The following is a 22,440-nucleotide window of genomic DNA, read 5'->3' as shown; positions in this document are numbered from 1 at the left end:
TTTTAAAAACTGAAAATCAAGATAATGGAAAACAAGGAACAAACTACTCAAAATACCCAGGCCGCTCCGGCTCAATCAGGAGCAGCCGTTAAAAAGAAACAGAACAAAAAAAATAAAATAAGAGCCATCATTTCCAATACGGTTGTATTTCTGGTGATTGGATTCGGGCTTTTCTGGCTGGTCCGTGAATATTTCCACATTGGAGACAAAACCTACACGGAAGCGGCTCAGGTAGAGGAATTCATTAACCCGATCAATACGAGAGTTTCAGCATATATCAAAGACATCAAATTCATTGAACATCAGAAGGTGAAAAAAGGAGATACGCTGGTTATTCTGGATAAAAATGAAATATTAACCCAACTGGGTCAGGCAGAAGCAGCTTATCAGAATGCGATGGCACAGAGATCGGCAACAAGTTCATCTGTTAATACCGTTTCCAATAACGTAAGTGTGATGGAATCCAATATTGCAGGCGCAAAAGCCAGACTTTGGAACGCGGAGCAGAATTTAAACCGATATAAAAATCTTCTCGCTGCAGAAGCGGTGACCAGACAACAATACGATCAGATTAAAACTGAATATGATGCTCAGAAAGCGGCGTATGAAACTTTGGTCAATCAAAAGCAGTCAGCTAACCTTTCTACCACTGAAGTAAGAAGTAAATTGGGAATTAATGATGCTGAGATTAAAAGAACGAAAGCAGCACTGGATATGGCAAAAATTAATCTTTCCTATACCGTAATCACAGCACCATATGACGGAATTATGGGTCGTAGAACGATCTCTGAAGGACAATTGATCCAACCGGGACAGCAGGTCGCTACCATTGTTCTGAATGGTCAGAAATGGGTGACAGCCAACTTCCTGGAAAGACAGATGCCGAATATTAAGATCGGTCAAAAAATGACGATGACAGCTGATGCTTTGGGAGGAAAAACATTTGAAGGCGTAGTCACAGCTATCTCTGCAGCGACAGGTTCAAGATATTCCAGCGTTCCAACAGACAACTCTACGGGTAACTTTATCAAAGTACAGCAGAGAATTCCGGTAAGAATAGAATTCAGCACTTCCAATAAAAAAGAAGATCTGGAAAAACTGAGCGCGGGAATGAATATGAATGTGAATATCAATTAAGACTGAGAGACATCAGATATCAGATATCAGACACTTTGGAGTGAGGAATTGAGGATGATGAATGTTTGCTATCTGGCATCTGATAAAATAAACTACATAAAATTAAGACTAATAGATATCAGATCTCAGACTTTTAACTGAAGAAGAAATTGAGGACGGAATAATAAAGTCTGTTATCTGAAATCTGACATCTAGTATCTAAAAAAAAATGTACAACAAAGGACTATATAACGACTGGGTACCAAAACCCGTACAGCTGCTGCTCATCGTACTGCTACTGGCAGTGGTGATGCCGCTTGGCGGGGTGTATACCGGAAACATCAGTTATCTGGTAAGCGGTACCGGAGCGATGACAGAATATTTTATGTGGGCGAATTATGCGACCACAATCGGAATGGGGGCTTGTATGCCCATTGTTATCAGACTGAAGATGAGATTTAAGGTCAGGGATAAAATGGCGGTACTGCTCGTACTTTTGGGGGTGTTGAGTTATATTAATGCTACAACGATGCAGCCAATGATCTTTGTATTTACGGCTCTGGGAATTGGTTTTTTAAAGATGATGGTGACCATTGAGTTATTTCTTCCGCTTATGGTGATGGTTGGAAACAGAGGAATGTTTTACGGACTGTTTTACACCTTTGTTTTGGCGATGAACCAGGTGGCGGCTTATTATGCGGCGGTGATTTCCATTAATTATAACTGGCAGCATTTCTATGTGATTGCAGCGGTATTATGTTTTATACTGGCTTTAATTCACTGGATCTTTATGCACAATAAATATTTTGCATTAAAGGTTCCGTTGCACTACATTGACTGGATGAGCATCATGCTGTTTGTTTCTACGTTTATGTTTTCCGCTTATGTTTTTTCTTTCGGGAAACAGCAGGACTGGTGGAATTCTAAAAATATTATGAATGCGAGTATTGCAGCTTTTGTGAGTTTTGCATTGCTTGTAGTTCGTCAGTTCACCTTAAAAAGACCTTATTTATCATTCAAAATTTTCAAAAAGAATAATGTGCAGCACGGCCTGTTTATGCTGTTGTGGCTGGGAATGTTCTTAGGAACGACTTCGCTTCAGAATACCTTTGCGGTAGGAGTTCTCGGATATGATCAGCAGACGAATGCAGGACTGAATCTGCTCATGGTTCCCGGAATTATCCTGGCAGGAGTGATTGCCGTATTCTGGTTTAAAAAAGAAATACCATTGAAAATGTACATCTTCTCGGGGTTTTCGGCGATGATGGGGTATGCATTGATTATGTACTTTTCGATGGTTCTAGAATTCAATTATGAGAACTGGTACCTGCCGATGTTTTTAAAAGGATTCGGAATGTGTTCACTGTTTATTTCAGTATGGTTCTATACCCTGGACAAACTTGAAATGGATGATATGCTGGCGGCGATCGGGCTGGTTTTGGTATGGAGAACGTTTCTGGCGGTAGGATTCTTTTCAGCACTGTATTCATGGTTTCAGTATCGTTTTCAGATTACGGCAGTAGGAGATCTTGCGGTGTATATCGATGGAATGACGGTTACTCCGCAGACTTTGGCAGCCAATATGAAAACTCTTCAGCTGAATGCCATCATTGTATCCGGCAAAAAGATCTTCGGTTACATTATTCTGGTAGGTTTTGGAGTACTCTTGTATGTGATGACGCATCATTTCGGAAGAGAAAGATTCCAGTATCTAAGATTCATTAGAGTGCTTGGTGGTAAATCTGTGATTGCGAGAAGAAGACTCCGTGAACGGAAACAACTATTAGAAGAAATAAAAGACGCAGCCGGGCCTGCGGTTTAAAGAGACCTTGTTTTTCATGAGTAAGATCCTTGGCTTTGCGAAGTCCGGGATCTTACGTTTTTATGGCTATAGATAAAACATGCCTTTTTAACCTGAGTTTGGGCTCAGTTATTTCATGAGAAAAAGTGTGGAATTTTAGACTTGAAAATACATTGGATCACTTGTAAAAGTTGAGGAAAATATAAGCTTTTTTTAACGCAAAGGTTCATTTTGCTAACGTTCAGTTTTGAGGAAGGCAAAGGTCGTGACCGTGTCACTGATGAAGCTACCGTTATAAAACATCCGCTTAATCGAATCGATCAAAGATCGATTCCGTCTTTGCAACCTTTAAACTATGCATAATTACTGTAAATCTTTGCGTTAAAAAAAGGCTTATCTCACGTCCAAGTTTTGAAATTGAAAGATTGTATAAATGTAAAAGGCAGTTCCTCGCTTGAACTAGGAAACCTCGCATCCTGAAACGTTATGAGGTGCTCAGATGTATACTTTGAGCATCCTGAAATCATTAGAAAAACAAATGTCTTATCCCGGATTCAGGCTCTTTTTAATGAAATATGAATAATTTCATATCTTGCTGTTTTTATTTAGAAAGAATAAAAATTAAATTTGGAGGTTTATAAAACTTGAGAAGAAAGAATGAAAAAGCAGTATGCATTCATAGGTCTGTTAGCTTCGGGAATTGTATTTTCCCAGACAGCGAATGATTCTATAGCCTCCAAAAGGATTGATGATGTAGTGATCGTGGCATCCAGAAAACCGACAAAGATCTCGGATATCCCGGGAACGGTCTGGGTGGTTCAGAAAGAAAAAATTCAGGAACAGGCGAAAAGCGGAGTTCCTATCAAAGAAATGCTTGCGATCCTGATTCCAAGTATGGACATTGGGCCACAGGGAAGAACCAACTACGGACAGAACATGAGAGGCCGTTCTGCATTAGTAATGATAGACGGAGTTTCGCTAAACAGTATCCGGGCCATCAGCCGCCAGCTGGACGCTATTGATCCGTTTAATATCGAAAGAATAGAAGTGCTTTCCGGAGCCAGTTCTATTTACGGAGGGAATGCAACCGGCGGTATCATTAATATCATCACAAAAACACCTCCTAAAAACGGGATCAGCGGAGAAACGGAATTGGGAGCAAGAACAGGATTCATGGGCAAAGACGACCATGATTTCCGTGCAGCACAAGCTATTGCAGTAAAAGGAGAGAAGTTTTTCGGAAGACTAGGCATTGCTTACCAACAGAATGGCGGTGTTTATGGTGCCGATGAAAACCAGGTTTTAACCGATATTACTCAAACCGATCTTCAGTACAACCAGTCTATTGATATATTGGCAACAGGAGGTTATAAATTTAATAACAAGCATAAAATCACCGCATCTCTTCAATATTACAATTCTAAGTTTAATGGAGACAGAAGTCTTTATTTAGGCCAGAATTTAAGTGCTTTTACAACGAAGAATGCAGGACTTCTGGAAATGCGTGACGGTTTTTCATCCGATAAAAATGTAGGAACAGAACGTTTCATGGGAACGGTTGCCTACAACGGAAACAATATTTTAGGAGGTCAGGATCTGTATGTACAGTTGGCTGCGAGAGGAGAGAAGTTAGGATTTTATCCTTTTCCTGGAAATGTTGCAATTGGTACATTACCTGTTGCTTATATGTCTTCTTCACAACAGGACACCTATTATTCTGGGGTAAAAGCATTGTTGTCGAAATCATGGAAAAGTCTGAATGTGACGTATGGAGTAGATGTTGATCTTGAAAAATTCGAAGGAACCCAGTCGGTCTATGATATTGCCAAAACAATGTCAAGCGGAGGTTTGGTCAATGAGACTCAATACAGCCTGGGAAGATATCCTACCAACAATTCTCAGAGTTACGCAGGATATGTTCAGGCTAAATACGATATCTTACCTAAACTTCAGTTGAATGGAGGAATCCGATATCAGAATATCCATGTAAAAGTAGATGATTTTGTAGGTTCAGTGCAGCAGACTCAGGTTGCCATGGGATACGGAAGGTCAGCTTCTGCTATTCCGGGTGGAGAAAGCTCGTATAATGTAACATTGGCCAATGCCGGTTTACTCTACAAATTCAATGAACAACATCAGGCTTGGGGAACATTTTCTCAGGGAGTGAGCTTGGCAGATCCATCGAAATATTACGGAATTGGTGTTTATAAACTGAACGGTGCAAACTGGGATGTAACTTCAAGTATCAATGTAAAAGAACAGCCGCTACAAGCTATCAAAACCAATCAGTTTGAAGTGGGATATCGTATCAACAAAGGTGGTTTGAGAGGACAGATCGCCGGTTTCTTAAGCAATTCAGATAAAACAGTTACTGTTGACAGAAAAACATTCCAGATCCTTGTCAATGATCTAAAGCTGAGAAATATGGGGATAGAAGCTGAGGTTTCTTACTCCATGAACAACGGGGTTTACTTCGGAGCCAGCGGACTTTTGATTAAATCAGAGGTTGAGAATAATGATGAATGGAAAAAGCAGGAAATTTACAATGCTTCCCCTTCAAAATTGGTTACCTACATCGGATATAACGTTAAAAGCTGGTCATTCAGATTCCAGTCTTTACAGAATTTCAAACTGACGGACGATCTTAAAAATGAAATCGATGGTTACAATACTTCAGATTTAATGGTAGGATACCGTTTCGACTGGGGTAAATTCAATTTTGGAATCCAGAATATTTTCAATACCGATTATCAGACCATCTGGAGCAAACGTTCCCAGGTTTTATATTCCACTTACGGACTTCCTGAACTGTTCAACTACAAAGGAAGAGGAAGAACATTTAACCTGTCTTATACCTTTGATTTTTAAAAATTTAAATCGAGCCGTTTAGTCTTGATTTAAATGCATCATATAATAACAGATCCGGCTTCTCATCATCAACGGAAGCCGGATTTTAACTTTAAAAATTCAGTTATGGCTAAAATTCAAACAGGCCGCATTGTTGCGGAAATGACGAGAAAAGAGTATATCACTGATCATTATATCAGAGTCTATCTGTATACTCCGGAAGCTCATTTGTTTAAAAATACAACCATCGGTGACAATAATAAAATCGCTGTTCCTCCTGTAGGTCTGGATGAAATTCATTTTCCGACACTGGATGAAAACCGCCAATGGGTGTATCCTCCGAAAGAAGTGGCTCCTGCCGTAAGAACCTACACCCACAGAGGGATTGATCTTGAGAAGAATGAACTGATCATTGATTTTGTTGACCACGGCGATGGCGGTCCTGCATCCAAATGGGCCCGTGAATCCGAAGCCGGTTCAAAATTGGGCATCATGATGAGAACCGAAGCAAAAGAAATGTATCCGGAAGCCGAATGGTACCTGTTTGTAGGAGATGCTACTGCCATTCCTGTTCTGAGTGCCATGTTGGAAACCCTGACGGAAACAGCAAAAGGAGTCTGCATCATTGAAGTTCATGGAAAAGAAGATGAGCAAACCCTTGAAACCAAAGCTGATATTGAATTCAAATGGCTTCATAACGCCACTCCGCATATCAGTAGCGAAATGGCTGATACCGTAAAAAAAATCACCCTTCCGGAAACTACAAAATTCGGCTATGTGGCAGCAGAATTTTCAAGCGTTAAAGAAATCCGTACCTATCTCAGAAAAGAAAAAAACTGGACCGCTCAGGAGCTCAATGCCTATTCCTACTGGAAAGCAGGTGTAGCAGAAAATGAATCGGAAAAGGATAGACATAAGGAGAAGGATTCGATGGGGTAGGTGGCAGGTGTTAGGTAGCAGATAATAGGTAGCAGGTTGCAGGGAATAGGCCGTAGTTTAAATTATGGTTGTTTGTTTGGATTGTAGGCGGGATAGTTGTCAATGGTGAATTTTTTATAATAGATATGAGATTTCAGATATCAGACGCTGAATTCATTAACTTAATTACTACAAACTAGCAACTAAAAAACCAGCAACTGACAACTAAAAAACACTCTCACCCAAACCCCGTATCTCTAATCCCGTATCCCGAAACGCACACCCGAAACTTGCAACCTTCACCCGAAAACTCCTATCTTTGCACTTTTAAAGACGACAATGAAAGATTTAATGGGTAAGGCAGTCTGGGATTATTTTCACAACGAAAATCCTGAGGATCTGCAGACGGAAACTTCAATCTCGGAACTGGATGAACTTCCGGTAAATTATCTTTTCAGAGATTTTGAAGAGATGAATGGTATTGAGCAGAAAGCGCTTGAGCTTGCTCAGGGAAAAGTACTGGATATTGGAGCCGGTGCAGGTTCTCATGCTTTGTATCTTCAGAATGAAAGAGATCTTGATGTCTTAGCGTTAGATATTTCACCAAAATCTATTGAAGTCTGCCAATTGAGAGGAATCAAAAAAGCGGTATGTGAAAATATGCTGAATTTTTCTGGAGAAACTTTTGATACGGTTCTGCTTCTGATGAATGGAACCGGGATTTTTGAAAGCCTGGAAAAAATTGATACCTATCTTCAAAAACTGCACACTCTAGTAAGTGATAACGGACAAATCATTATCGACAGTACAGATATTCTGTATATGTTTGACCGTGATGAAGATGGTGGCGTTTATATACCGGCCGGCGGTTATTATGGTGAACTGGATTATATCGTTCATTATAAAGGAGAATCTGAAGATCCTATCAAATGGCTCTATCTTGATTTTGAAACCCTGAAAAATGCGGCTGAAAATAATGGCCTTACCATAGAAAAAGTAATGCAGGATGAAGATTCTTACCTGGCAAAACTGATAAAAAAGTAAATGTGTCCTCGTCATTGCGAACACAGCGAAGCAATCTTAATCACTAAACTCTTTCTTAATGGTTATTATTTTTAAACCATTAAGATTAAAATTAAGTTTTTAAGATCATTAAGTTTAAGCTTTACTTAAGAGATTGCTTCACTGCACTCGCAATGACAGAAACAAAATAAAAAAGACACATGAAAAATCATGTGTCTTTTGTTTTATCTGGAAATATAGGGTTTATCCTATCTCAATACCGTTTTCTACATTGCTGTCATCCGGTGTTACGAAAGATAGTTTTCCGTCTGGTTTTGTCGTTAATAAGAACATTCCCTGAGACTCAATTCCTCTGATTTTTCTCGGAGCAAGGTTCAGTAAAATCATCACCTGCTTTCCGATCAGCTCTTCCGGTGTGAAGCTTTCTGCAACTCCTGAAACCACAGTTCTGATATCAACGCCGGTATCTACTTTGAACTTTAATAATTTGTCAGCTTTCTCAACTTTTTCAGCTTCTAAAATGGTTGCTGTTCTAAGGTCTATTTTAGTAAAATCATCAAAAGAAATTTCTTCTTTCATAGGATTGGCGTTAGGGTTTGTTTTTTTATTGTTTTGTTTGGTCTGTTCCAGTTTTTCAATCTGAGCTTCGATGACGCTGTCTTCAATTTTTGAGAAAAGAAGAGAAGCTTCATTGATTTTATGACCTGTTTCTATTAAAACAGATTGGGTTTCAACATCGCTCCATTTCACCTGTTCAGCATTAAACATCGTAAGAAGTTTTTCAGAGCTGAAAGGCATGAAAGGTTCACATAACTGAGCTAAAGCAACAGCCAGCTGAGCTCCCACAAATAGAGATTGTGCTGCTTTTTCAGGACTGTCCTTAATCGTTTTCCAAGGTTCTTCAGCCTGAAGATACTGGTTTCCGAAACGGGCAAGATTCATTAATGCAGTCAATGCGTTTCTGAACTCATAATTTTCTAAGAATCCTGAAATTTCTTTAGCTGCTTTATTGATTTCTTCCAATTCAGGGCTGTTGACGTCTCCCTGAGGAACAACACCGTCATAATATTTATGGATAAGAACGGCCACTCTATTGATAAAGTTTCCGAAAATTCCTACCAGCTCAGAATTATTTTTAGTCTGGAAATCTTTCCATGTAAAATTATTATCCTTTGTTTCCGGAGCTGATGAAAGAAGGGCATATCTTAAAACATCCTGCTGTCCAGGGAATTCTTCTACATATTCATGAGCCCAAACCGCCCAGTTTCTGGACGTTGAGATCTTGTCGTTCTCCAGGTTTAAGAATTCAAAAGCAGGGACATTTTTCGGCATGATATAATCACCGTGAGCCTTCATCATCGCAGGGAAAATAATACAGTGGAATACAATATTATCCTTTCCGATGAAATGCACCAGGTCACTGCTTTCGCTCTGCCAGTAATCTTTCCAGTCTTTTCCATTTTTCTCCGCCCATTCCTGAGTGAAAGAAATATATCCGATAGGCGCATCAAACCAAACATAAAGCACTTTTCCTTCTGCATTCGGAAGTGGAACAGGAACGCCCCAGTTGAGGTCTCTGGTCATGGCACGTGGCTTTAAACCATCGTTTAACCATGATTTAACCTGTCCGTAAACATTCGGTTTCCAGTCGTCTTTATGGCCTTCAATGATCCATTCGTTTAGGAAGTCTTCATATTCGTTTAAAGGAAGATACCAGTTTTTGGTTTCCTTAAGGATCGGAACATTTCCGCTTAACATGGATTTCGGATTGATCAGCTCTGAAGGGGATAGGGTAGAACCACATTTTTCACACTGGTCTCCGTAAGCATTTTCGTTGCCACAGTTCGGGCATGTTCCTACAATATATCGGTCTGCCAGGAATTCTCCGGCCTGCTCATCAAAATACTGCTCAGAAACCTCTTCCGTGAATTTCCCTTTTTCATAAAGAACTTTGAAGAAATCCTGGCTGGTTTCGTAATGCTTTTTGGAAGTTGTTCTGGAATACTCATCAAATGAAATTCCCAGATCCGAAAAAGATTTTTTAATGATTTCGTGATATTTATCTACGATATCCTGAGGCGTTACTCCTTCTTTTTTTGCTCTGATGGTAATAGGAATTCCGTGCTCATCCGACCCGCAGATAAACGCTACATCTTTTCCTAATCTCCTCTGAAATCTTGCGTAGACATCCGCAGGAATATATACACCTGCCAAATGTCCTATATGAACCGGTCCGTTTGCATAAGGCAAAGCTGCCGTAATCATCTTTCTGTTTGACATTTATAGTAAAATTTTAACTGCAAAGATAAGGAATATCTCCCTAAAACCGCCTAAACTTCCCATATAATAAGTTTTTTCCACTCTGGAAAGCGTTTGATATTAAGTTTAGTTAAACGGATGTTTAACATTTTGTTGATATTTTATACATATTATGCTAAGCATACGTTAACGTAATCATGTGAAAAACAGATATTTGGTTTTAAATAGTCAAGCAATTTACGTAAAATTATCCAAATTTTCAATAATATTATAATAATTCTATTTTTTTTATAAATTGCAAAACTGTTAACACAGCTTTTTAAAACGAAACTAAAAAAACGATATTGTGAAAAATTTTACAACGGTATTAAAAATTGCACCGGCTTTTTTACTGGCCAGTTCAATAATACATGCACAGACCCAAGACTCTCTCAATAAGGAGAAAAAGATTGAGGAGGTGGTGCTGATCGGGTACGGAAAGCAGAAGAGATCTGACCTTACAGGTTCCATTACTTCGGTTAGTGCAAAAGACTTCAACGGAGGAGCAGTTTCTGCAGGACAACTGATTCAGGGTAAAACGCCAGGGGTACAGATCACCAACAACAGTGGTGCTCCCGGGTCAGGAACCAAGATCAGAATCAGAGGTACTTCTTCTTTGAGCGGGGAAAACTCTCCATTGATTGTAATTGACGGCGTTCCGCAGGATTTTGTAGGAATGAACGGGGTTTCTGATCCCTTATCATTAATTAATCCCAATGATATTGAAACATTTGACATCCTGAAAGATGCATCTGCTACGGCCATTTATGGTAACAGGGCTTCCAATGGAGTTATTTTGATTACTACCAAAAAAGGAACTTCGGGAAAATTTAAGCTTAATTTTTCCACTGTGACTTCAGTGTCCACCAAAATGGGAAATGTAGATGTTCTGACTGCACAGGAATTCAGAGACTTTGTTAATACCTACGCACCGGCCAGCTATAAAACCAAGCTTGGAAATGCAGACACCAACTGGCAGGACCAGATTTATCAAGCAGCCTGGGGTACGGATAATAATGTGGCCTTTTCTGGAGGTATTAAAGGATTACCTTACCGTTTATCATTAGGTTATAATGAGCAGAATGGTATTGTAAAATCAAATTCATTCCGAAGAACTTCAATAGGTTTAAACTTAAGTCCTAAATTCTTTGACAATCATTTATCTGTGAATGTGAATGCCAAAGGAACCTTTACGGATAACCGTTTTGTAGATGGCGGAGTGATCAAAGCGGCTACCTATTTTGACCCTACTCAGCCAGTATATTCAGGAAACTCCAAATACGGAGGTTATTATGAGTGGTTGGATGCAGGATCTGCAACTGGATATAACGTGAATGCCAATTCAAACCCATTGGCAATGATTGAAGGCGTAAGAGATGTATCATCGGTAACCAGAGGATTGGGAAATATCCAGTTAGATTATAAATTTCACTTTCTTCCAGACCTGCATTTTAACGTAAATGCCGGATATGATTACACTAAAAGTGAAGGACATAAATTTAAGGATGGTAATTTAAGACAGGGTTATGGTGATAAGGGGAGTTCCAATTTTTATTCTATGGAAAAGAATAACAAGCTTCTGGAAACCTATTTTAACTATGTAAAAAATATAAGCGCGATCAATACCAGTGTGGACATTACAGCAGGATATGCCTATCAGGATTTCCGTTTGAACATTCCTGGAGCTGTTACCTATAAAGGAACAGGAATCAATGCGCAGGACCTGGATTTCCAGACTCAAAATACGTTGGTATCCTTTTATGGGAGAGCTATTTTTACCATAGCCAATAAGTATGTTATTTCAGGATCTGTACGTAGAGACGGTTCTTCCAGATTCTTTAACGGAACTACTGATAATGTATGGGGTGTCTTTCCGGGGGTTTCTTTAGCCTGGAAGCTTAACGAGGAAAGTTTCATCAAAAATATTTCTGCAATCAGTACACTTAAACTGAGAGCCGGATGGGGAAAAACCGGTCAGCAGGAACTTCCAGCCCTGAATGGCAATAAACCCAATAATTATCCAGCCTTTGCTTCTTACAATCCAAGTTATCCGGGAGCTGGTTATCAGTTTGGAAATGAATTCTATTTCATGTTTAGACCTACCAACTATAATCCAAATCTTACCTGGGAAACCACTACGACAAAAAATATCGGTTTAGATTATGGTTTTGCTAAAAACAGAATTACCGGGTCTATCGACCTTTTCAGAAAAGATACCAAGGATTTATTAGTGTATGCCGACGAGCCTGCGGGAGGTTTAAGCAATGCCAGCTGGCAGAATGTGGGAGATATGAAGAATCAAGGAATCGAAGGGAGTATTACTGTAATTCCTGTTAAAAATGAAAAAACAACCTGGGAAGTAAGCTTTAATGCAACCCACTACAAGCCTGTAATCACCAAGCTGAAAGACAGAGCTGATGAGTTTTTCAATATGGAAGTAGGAGGTATCGAAGGAGGATCTGGAAACAGAATCCAGGCTCATGCGGTAGGCTATGCTCCCAATGCATTTTGGGTATATCAGCAGGTGTATGATACGAATGGAAAACCTGTAGACGGAGCGTATGTAGACAGAAACGCGGACGGTGTAATCAATACGAAAGATATGTATTATTACAAATCCACCACCCCAGATGCTATTTTAGGATTCTCAACGAAAGTTTCCCATAAAAACTGGGACTTTGCCTTGAGCGCAAGAGCTGTATTAGGAAACTATGTGTATAACAATATGGCTTCTAATAGTTCATTGCAGTCTGCCTCTACCAACGAATATCTTCAGAATGTATTCTCCACTGCTCCGGAATATAAATTTTCCGTACCTCAGTATAAGTCAGATATTTATGTTGAAAACGCGTCGTTCTTAAGATTGGATAATATTAATATTGGCTATAATTTCGGGGAAGTTTTTTCTAAAGGAAGCAACCTGAAAGTATATGGTATGGCTCAGAACGTTTTCGTGATTACGAAATATACAGGAGTAGATCCTGAGGTTTTTGGGGGAATAGATAACGGATATTATCAGATGCCAAGAATCTATTCTTTAGGCTTTAACTTTCAATTTTAAATAACAACTGAGATGAAACTAAATACAATCAAACTTAAAAATATAGTACTGCCTCTTTCTGCTGCATTTCTACTGACGGCAGCGTCATGTGTCAATGATCTGGAAAGAGAGCCTATTACGGATGCTACTGCAAAAACAATTTATAAAGATTTTTCAAACTATAAAAATATTCTTGCAAAACTGTATGGAGGCTTTGCCATGGGAGGGCAGATCAGTGGTGACGGTGATCAGCCGGATAGCGATATCAACGGAATCAATGGAGGATTTTCACAATACACAAGATTACTGTACAATCTGAATGTACTGACTACGGATGAAGCTGTCATTGGCTGGAATGACGGAAACCTTCACACACTTCATAAAATGACCTGGGATTCTTCCAACGAATTTATAGCAGCGATGTACTACAGAGTGTATACGGAAATTGCTTTCTGTAATGAGTTTTTGAGAAATGTAACCGATGCAAAATTAGCAGAAAATAATATTACCGGTGACAATCTTGCGCAAGCTAAGCTGATGAGAACAGAAGCCCGCTTCCTGAGAGCACAGTCTTATTATCACGCTATCGATATGTTTGGAAATGTTCCTTTTGTGGACGAAACTTACGTACCGGGATCTTTAACGCCTCCACAGAGGATAGAAAGAAAAGCATTATTTGACTTTATTGAGTCCGAACTCCTGGCAGTAGCCGGTGAACTGAAAGATCCTAAAACAAATGAATACGGAAGAGCAGATAAAGCTGCAGCCTGGTCATTGTTGGCAAAGTTATATCTGAATGCAGAAGTATATACAGGAACGCAGAGAAATACAGACTGTATCACGTACTGTAACAAAGTGATTGCAGCAGGTTATTCTCTAAAACCAAAATATGACGAATTATTTCTTGCGGATAACAATATCAATAACCCTGAGCAAATTCTAAGTGTAAATTTTGACGGAATCAATACCCAGACCAACGGTGGAACCACCTATCTTGTTCATGCTTCAATAGGCGGGGATATGAAGGCCTCTGAGTTTGGAGTCAATGGCGGATGGGCTGGTTTAAGAACGACAAAGGCATTCGTAGGCTTGTTCCCTACTGATGGAAGTGATAAAAGAGGAAGGTTCTTTACTTCAGGGCAGAATCTGGAAATTAATAATCTGGGTGTCTTTACCGATGGATATGCATTTATTAAGTATAAAAATATTAAAAGTAGCGGAACTCCCGGTGCCCATGATAACTGGGTAGAAGCCGATATTCCTTTGTATCGTCTGGCAGATATTTACCTGATGTATGCGGAAACTGTTCTTAGAGGTGGTGCCGGAGGAAGTGTTGCAACTGCGGTTACTTACGTTAATCAACTGAGAGAGCGTGCTTACGGGAATACCAACGGAAACGTAACTTCTATCAACCTGAACTTCATTTTAGATGAAAGAGCAAGAGAACTGTCATGGGAAACAACCAGAAGATCAGATCTTATCCGTTTCAATAGATATACGACAGCGGATTATTTATGGCCTTGGAAAGGAAATGTTAAAGAAGGTAAAGCAGTAGAAAGCTTCAGAAACCTTTTTCCTATTCCGAACAGAGATATTGTAGCGAATCCTAATCTGATCCAGAATCCTGGGTATTAATTAAAAAAAACAGAAAATGAAAAAATTTTTTAAAATATGTATGGTCCTGGCGATCGGGTTTCTTATCATCTCTTGTGAGAAAGATGAAGATCAGGCCATTCTTAATGAAACAGCTGCATCTAAAATGACTGTTGATAAAAATACAGTGGTCCTTAACAAAGATACAGAATCTGAAACCGCACTTAATTTCACATGGACGAAATCTTCGTTCAACATTCCTGTTGTTTCATCGCAGCTGATAGAATTTGGAATTAAAGGAACCGGGTTTAAAAACAGCGTTACTTTTTCATTAGATAATAATGCAGTAACAGGAACTTTAACCCATGCAGGCTTAAACGCTCTCATGTTGAATTTAGGGGCGAAAACAGGTCAGGTTAATCAGATTGAGTCCAGATTACAAACATCTGTAGGAGCAGCAGTTTTCTATTCAAATGTTCTTGATCTAAATATTACACCTTATCAAAAAGGACCAGTGTATGCTTTCACAGATCTGTATCTGATTGGTAATGCTACTGCAGGCGGATGGACAAATGATGCGACCAATGCCAAACTTTATCCTTTACAGAAAACAGTAACAGCAGGCTCTTATACCTACACAGGCTTCTTTACTACAGGTGCTTTTAAGCTGATTAAAACTCCGGGAACCTGGGATACTCAGTATGGAATGGGAGGCTCTGCAGGAACATTGGTTGCAGGTGGCGGATCAGGTGATATTTCAGTAGCGACTGCAGGATATTATAAATTGACAGTCAATACGGTAGCACTAACCTATACATTGGTTCCAGTTACGCCGCCAGCTGTTACCTATACCTCAATTTCTATGATCGGAACAGCTTCCGGAACATGGAATACCGATCTTGATATGGAACAGTCTACCTTTGATGCCCACGTATGGGTGAAGAAAAATGTAATGCTGAATGCCGGAGAATTTAAGTTCAGAGCCAATCATGCTTGGGCAACAAGTTGGGGGGTGGCTCAGGAATTTTTCGGAACAGCCGTTATAGGTGGTGCTAATATTCCTTTGGGTACGACATATCATTATGATGTTTATTTTAATGATGGAACAGGTGAATTTTCAGTAGTTCCCATTAACTAAAATATCTGAAAAGTATACATTTAATAGTAAATTACAACGAATTTATACAGTAAAGTGTTGCTTTACCGCAGCACTTTATCTATTTTTAAGTTTATAAATAGTCATTATGAAGAAAATTACAGTTGGAGCCATGCTGCTCTCAATGATGTTCGTGGGGGTGAAAGCACAGTCTTTGAAATCACCGGATGGAAAGTTTGAAATGAACTTTCAGCTTAAAGAAGGAGTTCCGTATTACAATCTGAAGTATAACGGAGCTGTGGTGGTAGAAGATTCTAAGTTAGGATTAAGATTATTTAAAGACTCAGCCATCAAATTTGCGTCCGAAATTGCAAAACCGGACGATGCTAAATTTGATCTGAACAACGGATTCACAAAAACAGATGAAAAACGTGATTCCAAAAACGAAACCTGGCAGCCGGTTCTGGGTGAAAAGAAAAACTATATCAATCATTATAACGAGCTGGCAGTTACGCTGGACCAGGCTTCTACAAGCAGAAGTATCGTGGTAAAGTTCAGACTGTTTAATGATGGTCTTGGATTCAGATATGAATTCCCACAGCAGAAAAACCTGAACTATTTCGTGATCAGAGAAGAAGATTCTGAAATCGATTTTCCTACGGATATGAAAGCCTGGTGGATGGTAGCAGATTATGATTCCCAGGAATATCAGTACCAGGAAACAAAGATCTCTGAAATTCCTTCCAAATGGGACAAAGCATTCGATGCCAATGCTTCACAAAGATTGGTGAAAAATGCAGTTCAGTCTCCGTTAATGCTTAAAAAAGAAGGTAAGGAGCCATTGTATGTGAATGTCGCGGAAGCAGCCGTTTTAGACTATCCGGCTTCCCATCTTGAAGTGGACGCTCAGAATTTTAAATTCAAAACACACCTTACTGCCGACAGACAAGGAGCAAAAGGATATATCCAAACCCCATCTGTGACGCCGTGGAGAACCATTATTGTTTCCCCGAAAGCAGAAGAAGTGATGGAATCCAAAATGATCTTTAACCTGAACGAACCTACAAAATACACAGACACTTCCTATATTCACCCTACAAAATATATGGGCGTATGGTGGGAAATGATCATCGGAAAATCCCAGTGGGCTTATTCTACCGCAGAAAATGTTCATGTGGATAAAACAGATTTTTCAAAGCTTACGCCAAACGGAAAACATGCTGCAAATACTACAAAAGTTAAAGAATACATCGATTTCGCTGCTGAAAATGGTTTTCAGGGATTGTTGATTGAAGGTTGGAATATCGGTTGGGAAGACTGGTTCGGTCATTCAAAAGAATTTGTTTTCGACTTTATCACTCCATACCCGGATTTTGATATTAAAATGCTGAACGATTATGCCCATTCAAAAGGGATTAAGCTGATCATGCACCACGAAACTTCAGGTTCTGCAACGAACTACGAAAGATGGGCGGACAAAGCCTTTGAACTGATGAATAAATACGGCTATGATGCTGTGAAAACAGGATATGTAGGCGATATCATTCCTAGAGGAGAACATCATTATTCGCAGTGGACAATCAACCATTACTACAGAATTGCAGAAAAAGCAAACCAGTATAAAATCATGGTCAATTCCCATGAATCTGTGCGTCCTACAGGGGAAAGCCGTACCTACCCGAACTATATTTCGGCAGAAGCAGCCAGAGGAACGGAGTATGAAGCATTCGGAGGAAACAAACCGGATCACCAGACCGTTCTTCCTTTCACAAGATGGATGGGTGGATCTATGGACTATACGCCGGGGATTTTCCAGACCAAACTGGATTATTATTTCCCTGGTGATACACGTTTCGTTAAAACTACCCTGGCAAAACAACTTGCTTTATATGTAACGATGTATATGCCTCTCCAAATGGCGGCAGACCTTCCGGAGAACTACAAAAAGCATATGGATGCCTTCCAGTTCATCAAGGATGTTGCGGCAGACTGGGATGATACCAAAATTCTTTCCGCAGAACCGGGAGATTATGTGATCACAGCCAGAAAAGCAAAAGGAACAGAAAACTGGTTCGTAGGAGGTATTACCGATGAAAATAAGCGTGAATACACCGTAGATTTCTCTTTCCTGGATAAAGGAAAAAAATATGAGATAACCGTTTACGAAGATGGAAAAGATGCAGATTACATCGATAATCCTCAAAGCTATAACATCTACAAAAAACAGATCACCAGCAAATCTAAATTGAACTTCAAGATGGCAAGAAGCGGCGGTTTCGCAGTTTCAGTTAAGCCTGTCAATTAAGTGGTAAATTGATAAAAATTATGCCCCGGCTCATTCTATCTTAGGAAAATGATTCGGGGCATTAATTTTTTATTGAGGTGAAATAAATGATTGCATAAAAGATATATTGAACCCAATTGACCCTGTTTTTCAAAATATAATATTAAATTGAAATCTGATTTCGAATCATGAAAAAAATCTATGTTGTATTCGCGCTTTCAATAGCTTCTGCCGCTTTTTCTCAAACCAAACCTTTAGAAAAGGTGGAGCCTGCCTTCTGGTGGAAAGGAATGAGAAATCCTGAACTTCAGATTCTGGTGTATGGAAAAGATGTTGCACAAAATGAAATTGAACTTTCCGATGGTATTCGGATTAAAGACATAAAAAAAGTTGAAAATCTAAACTATGTTTTTATTACCGTTAATACCAATGAAATCAATGTTCCGAAGTTTAAAATCAATATAAAAAAAGGAAAGAAAAATATAAGCTCTTACGATTATGAGCTTAAACAAAGAACCGCCGGATCTGCAAACCGTGAATCTTTTACCTCAAAAGATGTCATGTATCTCATTATGCCGGACCGTTTTGCCAACGGCGATGAAAAAAATGATTCCAGACCCGATCTCATCGAAAAAAATGATCGCAGCTTACCAAACGGAAGACATGGTGGCGATCTTCGCGGAATTATCAATAATCTCGACTATATTCAAAACCTTGGGGCAACGTCTGTCTGGTTGACACCCGTGAATGAAGACAATGAAAAAGTATATTCCTACCACGGATATGCCCAAACCGATCTGTACAAAATTGATGGACGGTATGGAACCAATGAAGACTACCGCGAGCTTTCACAAAAACTGAACAAAAGAAACATGAAACTGGTCATGGATTATGTGACCAATCATTGGGGCGTCTCTCACTGGATGATCAAAGATCTGCCTTCAAAAGACTGGATCCATTGGTTTGACGAAGGGAACAACGGATTTTACCGTTCCAATTATAAAACAACGACTCAGTTTGATACCAACGCTTCAGAAATCGATAAAAAATATGCCTTGGATGGCTGGTTCGATACAACAATGCCCGATGTCAATCAGAAAAATCCGCTGGTCTTAAAATATCTGACCCAAAATGCAATCTGGTGGATAGAATATGCCGATCTGGGAGGTTTGCGCGTAGATACGTATCCTTACAACGATAAAGAAGCTATGGCCACTTGGGCAAAAGCCATCACCGACGAATATCCGAAATTCAATATTGTAGGGGAAACATGGCTGTATACTGCGGGACAGATCTCTGCGTGGCAGAAAAATTCCAAAACGGGTGAAGCTGCGGGTTATAATTCAAACTTACCATCTGTGATGGATTTTATGCTCTTCGCCGATATGCCGAAAGCCCTTAAAGAAAAAGAAGGATGGGACAGTGGAATGATCAAGCTTTATAATGTTTTTACCAGTGATTTCCTGTATCCGGATATTAATAATCTCCTGGTTTTCTTTGAAAATCACGACACCGAAAGGTGGAATGAAATCTTCAATGGCGATCCGAAAGCTTACAAAATGGCAATGGCTATAATTTCTACTGTCAGAGGTATTCCACAGATCTACTACGGATCAGAAATAGGCATGAGAGGAGACAAAACCAAAGGTGGTGATGCAGATATCCGGAGAGATTTTCCGGGCGGATGGAAATCGGATGCAAATAATGCGTTCAATCCTTCATCACAGACTCCTGAGCAGAAAGAATTTTATCAGTTTACCCAGAAATTACTGAACTGGAGAAAAGGTAAAAATGTGATTCATAACGGAAAAACTAAAAATTACGTTCCTCAGGACGGCATTTTTGTGTATTTTAGATATGATGGTAAAGAAAATGTAATGATAATCATCAACAATAATGAAAAAGATCAGACGTTAGACTTAAAACGTTTTGCAGAATCACTGAATGGGGTGACGAAAGGTAAAGATGTCATTTCAGAAAAAGTATTTTCTATGGAAAACAGCCTTTCCGTACCTGCAAAAACTCCGCTGATCATTGAACTCCAAAACTAAATTAATTATATAATGAAAAAAATAACAATTATCTGTACGCTTGTACTTTTCATGCTTGGTTTTATAGGAATTAATGCCCAATCCGGCAGTTCCAAATTTGACAAAGATAAAACAGCCATAGGAACCATGCTGGATGGTTTCAATACAGCCGCTGCAAAATCAGATTTCGATACCTATTTCAATTATTTTGCGGATGAATCTACATTCATCGGAACTGATGCTACGGAAGTCTGGGACAAGAAAGCCTTTATGGTGTGGGCAAAACCTTATTTTGATAAAAAGAAAACCTGGAATTTTACTTCACTTAAAAGAAATATCTATTTCAGCAAAGACGGAAAATTAGCATGGTTCGATGAGGTTCTGGATACTCAGATGAAAATCTGCAGAGGTTCAGGCGTTGTCGAAAAAATAAACGGAACGTGGAAAGTGAAACAGTACGTTCTTTCTGTAACCGTTCCCAATGATGTAGTGGATAAAGTAGTTTTAGAAAAAGCAGCCATTGAGGATGTCTTAATCAAAGAATTGAAAAAATAATGATGAATTCTGTACAGAAAACTTCTTCAGGAAGAATAAAACCGAATCTTTCCATGCCTCAGATCATCAACATGAGTATGGGATTTTTGGGTATTCAGATGGCTTTCGGGCTGCAGAACGGAAATGCGAGCAGAATTCTGGCCAATTTAGGTGCCGATGTTCATGAGCTATCATGGTTCTGGCTGGTAGCACCCGTTACCGGACTTATCGTGCAGCCAATCATCGGGCATATGGGTGACAATACCTGGAGTCCTTTGGGCAGAAGAAAACCGTATTTTTTAATTGGAGCTGTTTTATGTGCAATTGGATTGATTCTTCTTCCCAATGCCGCCACTGTCACTCATCTTTTTGCCGCTAATGCATTACTGCTGGCTGTTTTATTTCTTGCGATGATGGACGCTTCTGTTAATGTTGCCATGGAACCATTCAGAGCTTTGGTGGGAGATATGCTCCCAAAACATCAGGGAACTCTGGGTTTTTCGGTGCAGACTATTCTGATCGGAATTGGAGCTGTGGTAGGATCGTATATTCCGGGAATACTGACCTCGATGGGAGTCTCCAATGAAGCGCCGGAGGGGTTTGTCGCCGATAATGTGATTTACTCTTTTTATGTAGGAGCCGGGATATTATTACTGACGATACTGTATACTATTTTTACCACCAAAGAGTATTCTCCGGAAGAATTTGCAGCATTTGAGGACGGAAAAGAAGCTCCGCAGGAACCTTCAAAATTCGCGGATATTTTTAAAGATTTCACAGGAATTCCTTTACAAATGAAAAAACTGGGTGCCGTGCAGTTCTTCTCGTGGTTCGCCTTATTCACCATGTGGGTATTCACCACAAGTGCCCTGGCAACTCATCATTTCGGACTTTCCCCTGAAGATACCCATTCCAAAGCATTCAATAATGCAGGAGATCTGACCGGAAAACTATTCGGAATGTACAATCTGTGGGCGATACCATTCGCATTTTTATTAACCCCGATCGCAAAAAAGATAGGAAAGAAGCAAACCCACGCACTGGCGCTTCTATGTGGAGGTGTAGGTCTTATTTCCATGTATTTTATTAAAGACACCAATCTTTTATGGATTTCCATGATAGGACTGGGATTTGCGTGGGCAAGTATCCTTGCTATGCCTTACGCGATGCTTATTGAGGTAATTCCTCAACGAAAAATGGGCGTGTATATGGGAATATTCAATTTCTTCATCGTTATTCCCCAGATCATCAATGGATTATTTGGGGGGCCTATTGTGAGCAATTTCTTCGGAAACCGCGCCATAGATTATATTGTAGTTGGCGGCGTATGCATGCTCATCGGAGCCATTGTCACCATGATCTTCGTAAAATCGGAAGACGAAATGCCTAAGGAAATTGAGGGTGAGATTAAGCAGGTGCATTTTTAGGGGACAGAAGTTAGAAGTTAGAAGCGGGAAGATGGAAGATGAAAGATGGAAGATGGAAGCGCGGAGAAATCGAATCTCATTATAATCAATTATCTACGATAAAATTCAATAGGAGCGGGCTTTAGCCCGCTTTTATATTATCCATGCCAATCTGGGCTTTAGCCAAAATTTAAGATATCCCGGTAATTTGATTCAATATATTCTCACATCTATTTTGTAACGAACACAAATGTCCGCATTTTAAAAACCTGCTCCATCCACCAGAGATCAAAAAATAATACATTTCAAAACTAATCTATATCCTCAATCAATTTTATCTTCGATAAAATCCTTGCGCCTTAAAACAGAAGAATAGAAAAACCTTACGTCATTGCGTATTTCAACAAACACAAAAACAATAGATCACGACAAAAAAGGCCATCTCAAAAGTGAG

General features: G+C 39.5%; 13 protein-coding genes. 12 read left to right on the top strand and 1 reads right to left on the bottom strand.

The window, feature by feature from the left end:
• Nucleotides 1–24 precede the first annotated feature (24 nt).
• The 5 genes from N0B48_RS01925 to N0B48_RS01905 all read left to right on the top strand — a co-directional run bounded on the left by N0B48_RS01925 (nt 25) and on the right by N0B48_RS01905 (nt 7,726).
• Nucleotides 25–1,137, top strand: coding sequence for an HlyD family secretion protein (locus N0B48_RS01925; RefSeq protein ID WP_259836246.1), 1,113 nt, complete (start codon nt 25–27; stop codon nt 1,135–1,137).
• A gap of 208 nt (nt 1,138–1,345) precedes the next feature.
• Nucleotides 1,346–2,938 carry an MFS transporter gene (locus N0B48_RS01920; RefSeq protein WP_259836244.1) on the top strand — a complete coding sequence of 531 codons (1,593 nt, stop codon included), beginning with the start codon at nt 1,346–1,348 and terminating at the stop codon, nt 2,936–2,938.
• 636 nt (nt 2,939–3,574) lie between these two features.
• Nucleotides 3,575–5,785 carry a TonB-dependent receptor gene (locus tag N0B48_RS01915; RefSeq protein WP_259836242.1) on the top strand — a complete coding sequence of 737 codons (2,211 nt, stop codon included), beginning with the start codon at nt 3,575–3,577 and terminating at the stop codon, nt 5,783–5,785.
• A 105-nt stretch (nt 5,786–5,890) separates the two neighbouring features.
• Nucleotides 5,891–6,703 (top strand): siderophore-interacting protein, encoded by an 813-nt coding sequence (locus tag N0B48_RS01910; protein WP_259836239.1) that lies wholly within the window; start codon nt 5,891–5,893, stop codon nt 6,701–6,703.
• A gap of 318 nt (nt 6,704–7,021) precedes the next feature.
• Entirely contained in the window at nt 7,022–7,726 is a 705-nt protein-coding gene (locus tag N0B48_RS01905) for a class I SAM-dependent methyltransferase (protein ID WP_259836237.1), read from the top strand.
• 222 nt (nt 7,727–7,948) lie between these two features.
• Here N0B48_RS01905 and metG read toward each other — a convergent pair whose 3' ends face one another.
• Complete coding sequence (gene metG / locus N0B48_RS01900; protein ID WP_259836234.1) at nt 7,949–9,985, bottom strand: methionine--tRNA ligase; 2,037 nt, start codon at nt 9,983–9,985, stop codon at nt 7,949–7,951.
• A gap of 325 nt (nt 9,986–10,310) precedes the next feature.
• Here metG and N0B48_RS01895 point away from each other — a divergent pair, with 325 nt between their 5' ends.
• The 7 genes from N0B48_RS01895 to N0B48_RS01865 all read left to right on the top strand — a co-directional run bounded on the left by N0B48_RS01895 (nt 10,311) and on the right by N0B48_RS01865 (nt 22,007).
• Nucleotides 10,311–13,064 carry a SusC/RagA family TonB-linked outer membrane protein gene (locus tag N0B48_RS01895; protein ID WP_259836231.1) on the top strand — a complete coding sequence of 918 codons (2,754 nt, stop codon included), beginning with the start codon at nt 10,311–10,313 and terminating at the stop codon, nt 13,062–13,064.
• 12 nt (nt 13,065–13,076) lie between these two features.
• Nucleotides 13,077–14,678, top strand: a complete 1,602-nt coding sequence (locus N0B48_RS01890; protein WP_259836228.1) for a RagB/SusD family nutrient uptake outer membrane protein — start codon at nt 13,077–13,079, stop codon at nt 14,676–14,678.
• Nucleotides 14,679–14,694: 16 nt separating this feature from the next.
• Nucleotides 14,695–15,774: a SusE domain-containing protein gene (locus N0B48_RS01885; protein ID WP_259836225.1), complete on the top strand. Its 1,080-nt coding sequence runs from the start codon at nt 14,695–14,697 to the stop codon at nt 15,772–15,774.
• Nucleotides 15,775–15,880: 106 nt separating this feature from the next.
• Nucleotides 15,881–18,037, top strand: a complete 2,157-nt coding sequence (locus N0B48_RS01880) for a glycoside hydrolase family 97 protein (RefSeq protein WP_259836223.1) — start codon at nt 15,881–15,883, stop codon at nt 18,035–18,037.
• Nucleotides 18,038–18,204: 167 nt separating this feature from the next.
• Entirely contained in the window at nt 18,205–20,067 is a 1,863-nt protein-coding gene (locus N0B48_RS01875; RefSeq protein WP_259836221.1) for an alpha-amylase family glycosyl hydrolase, read from the top strand.
• Nucleotides 20,068–20,079: 12 nt separating this feature from the next.
• A complete protein-coding gene (locus N0B48_RS01870; RefSeq protein WP_259836219.1) occupies nt 20,080–20,601 on the top strand; it encodes a nuclear transport factor 2 family protein in 522 nt (173 codons plus the stop codon).
• The gene (locus N0B48_RS01865; RefSeq protein WP_259836218.1) at nt 20,601–22,007 is read left to right on the top strand and encodes an MFS transporter; all 1,407 of its coding nucleotides are present in this window, start codon (nt 20,601–20,603) and stop codon (nt 22,005–22,007) included. Before N0B48_RS01870 ends, N0B48_RS01865 begins: the two co-directional genes overlap by 1 nt.
• The last annotated feature ends 433 nt before the right edge of the window (nt 22,008–22,440 follow it).

The sequence above is a fragment of the Chryseobacterium herbae genome (genome assembly GCF_025154075.1).
Lineage (GTDB): Bacteria > Bacteroidota > Bacteroidia > Flavobacteriales > Weeksellaceae > Chryseobacterium > Chryseobacterium herbae.
This window is presented reverse-complemented; position numbering and strand designations above follow the sequence as displayed.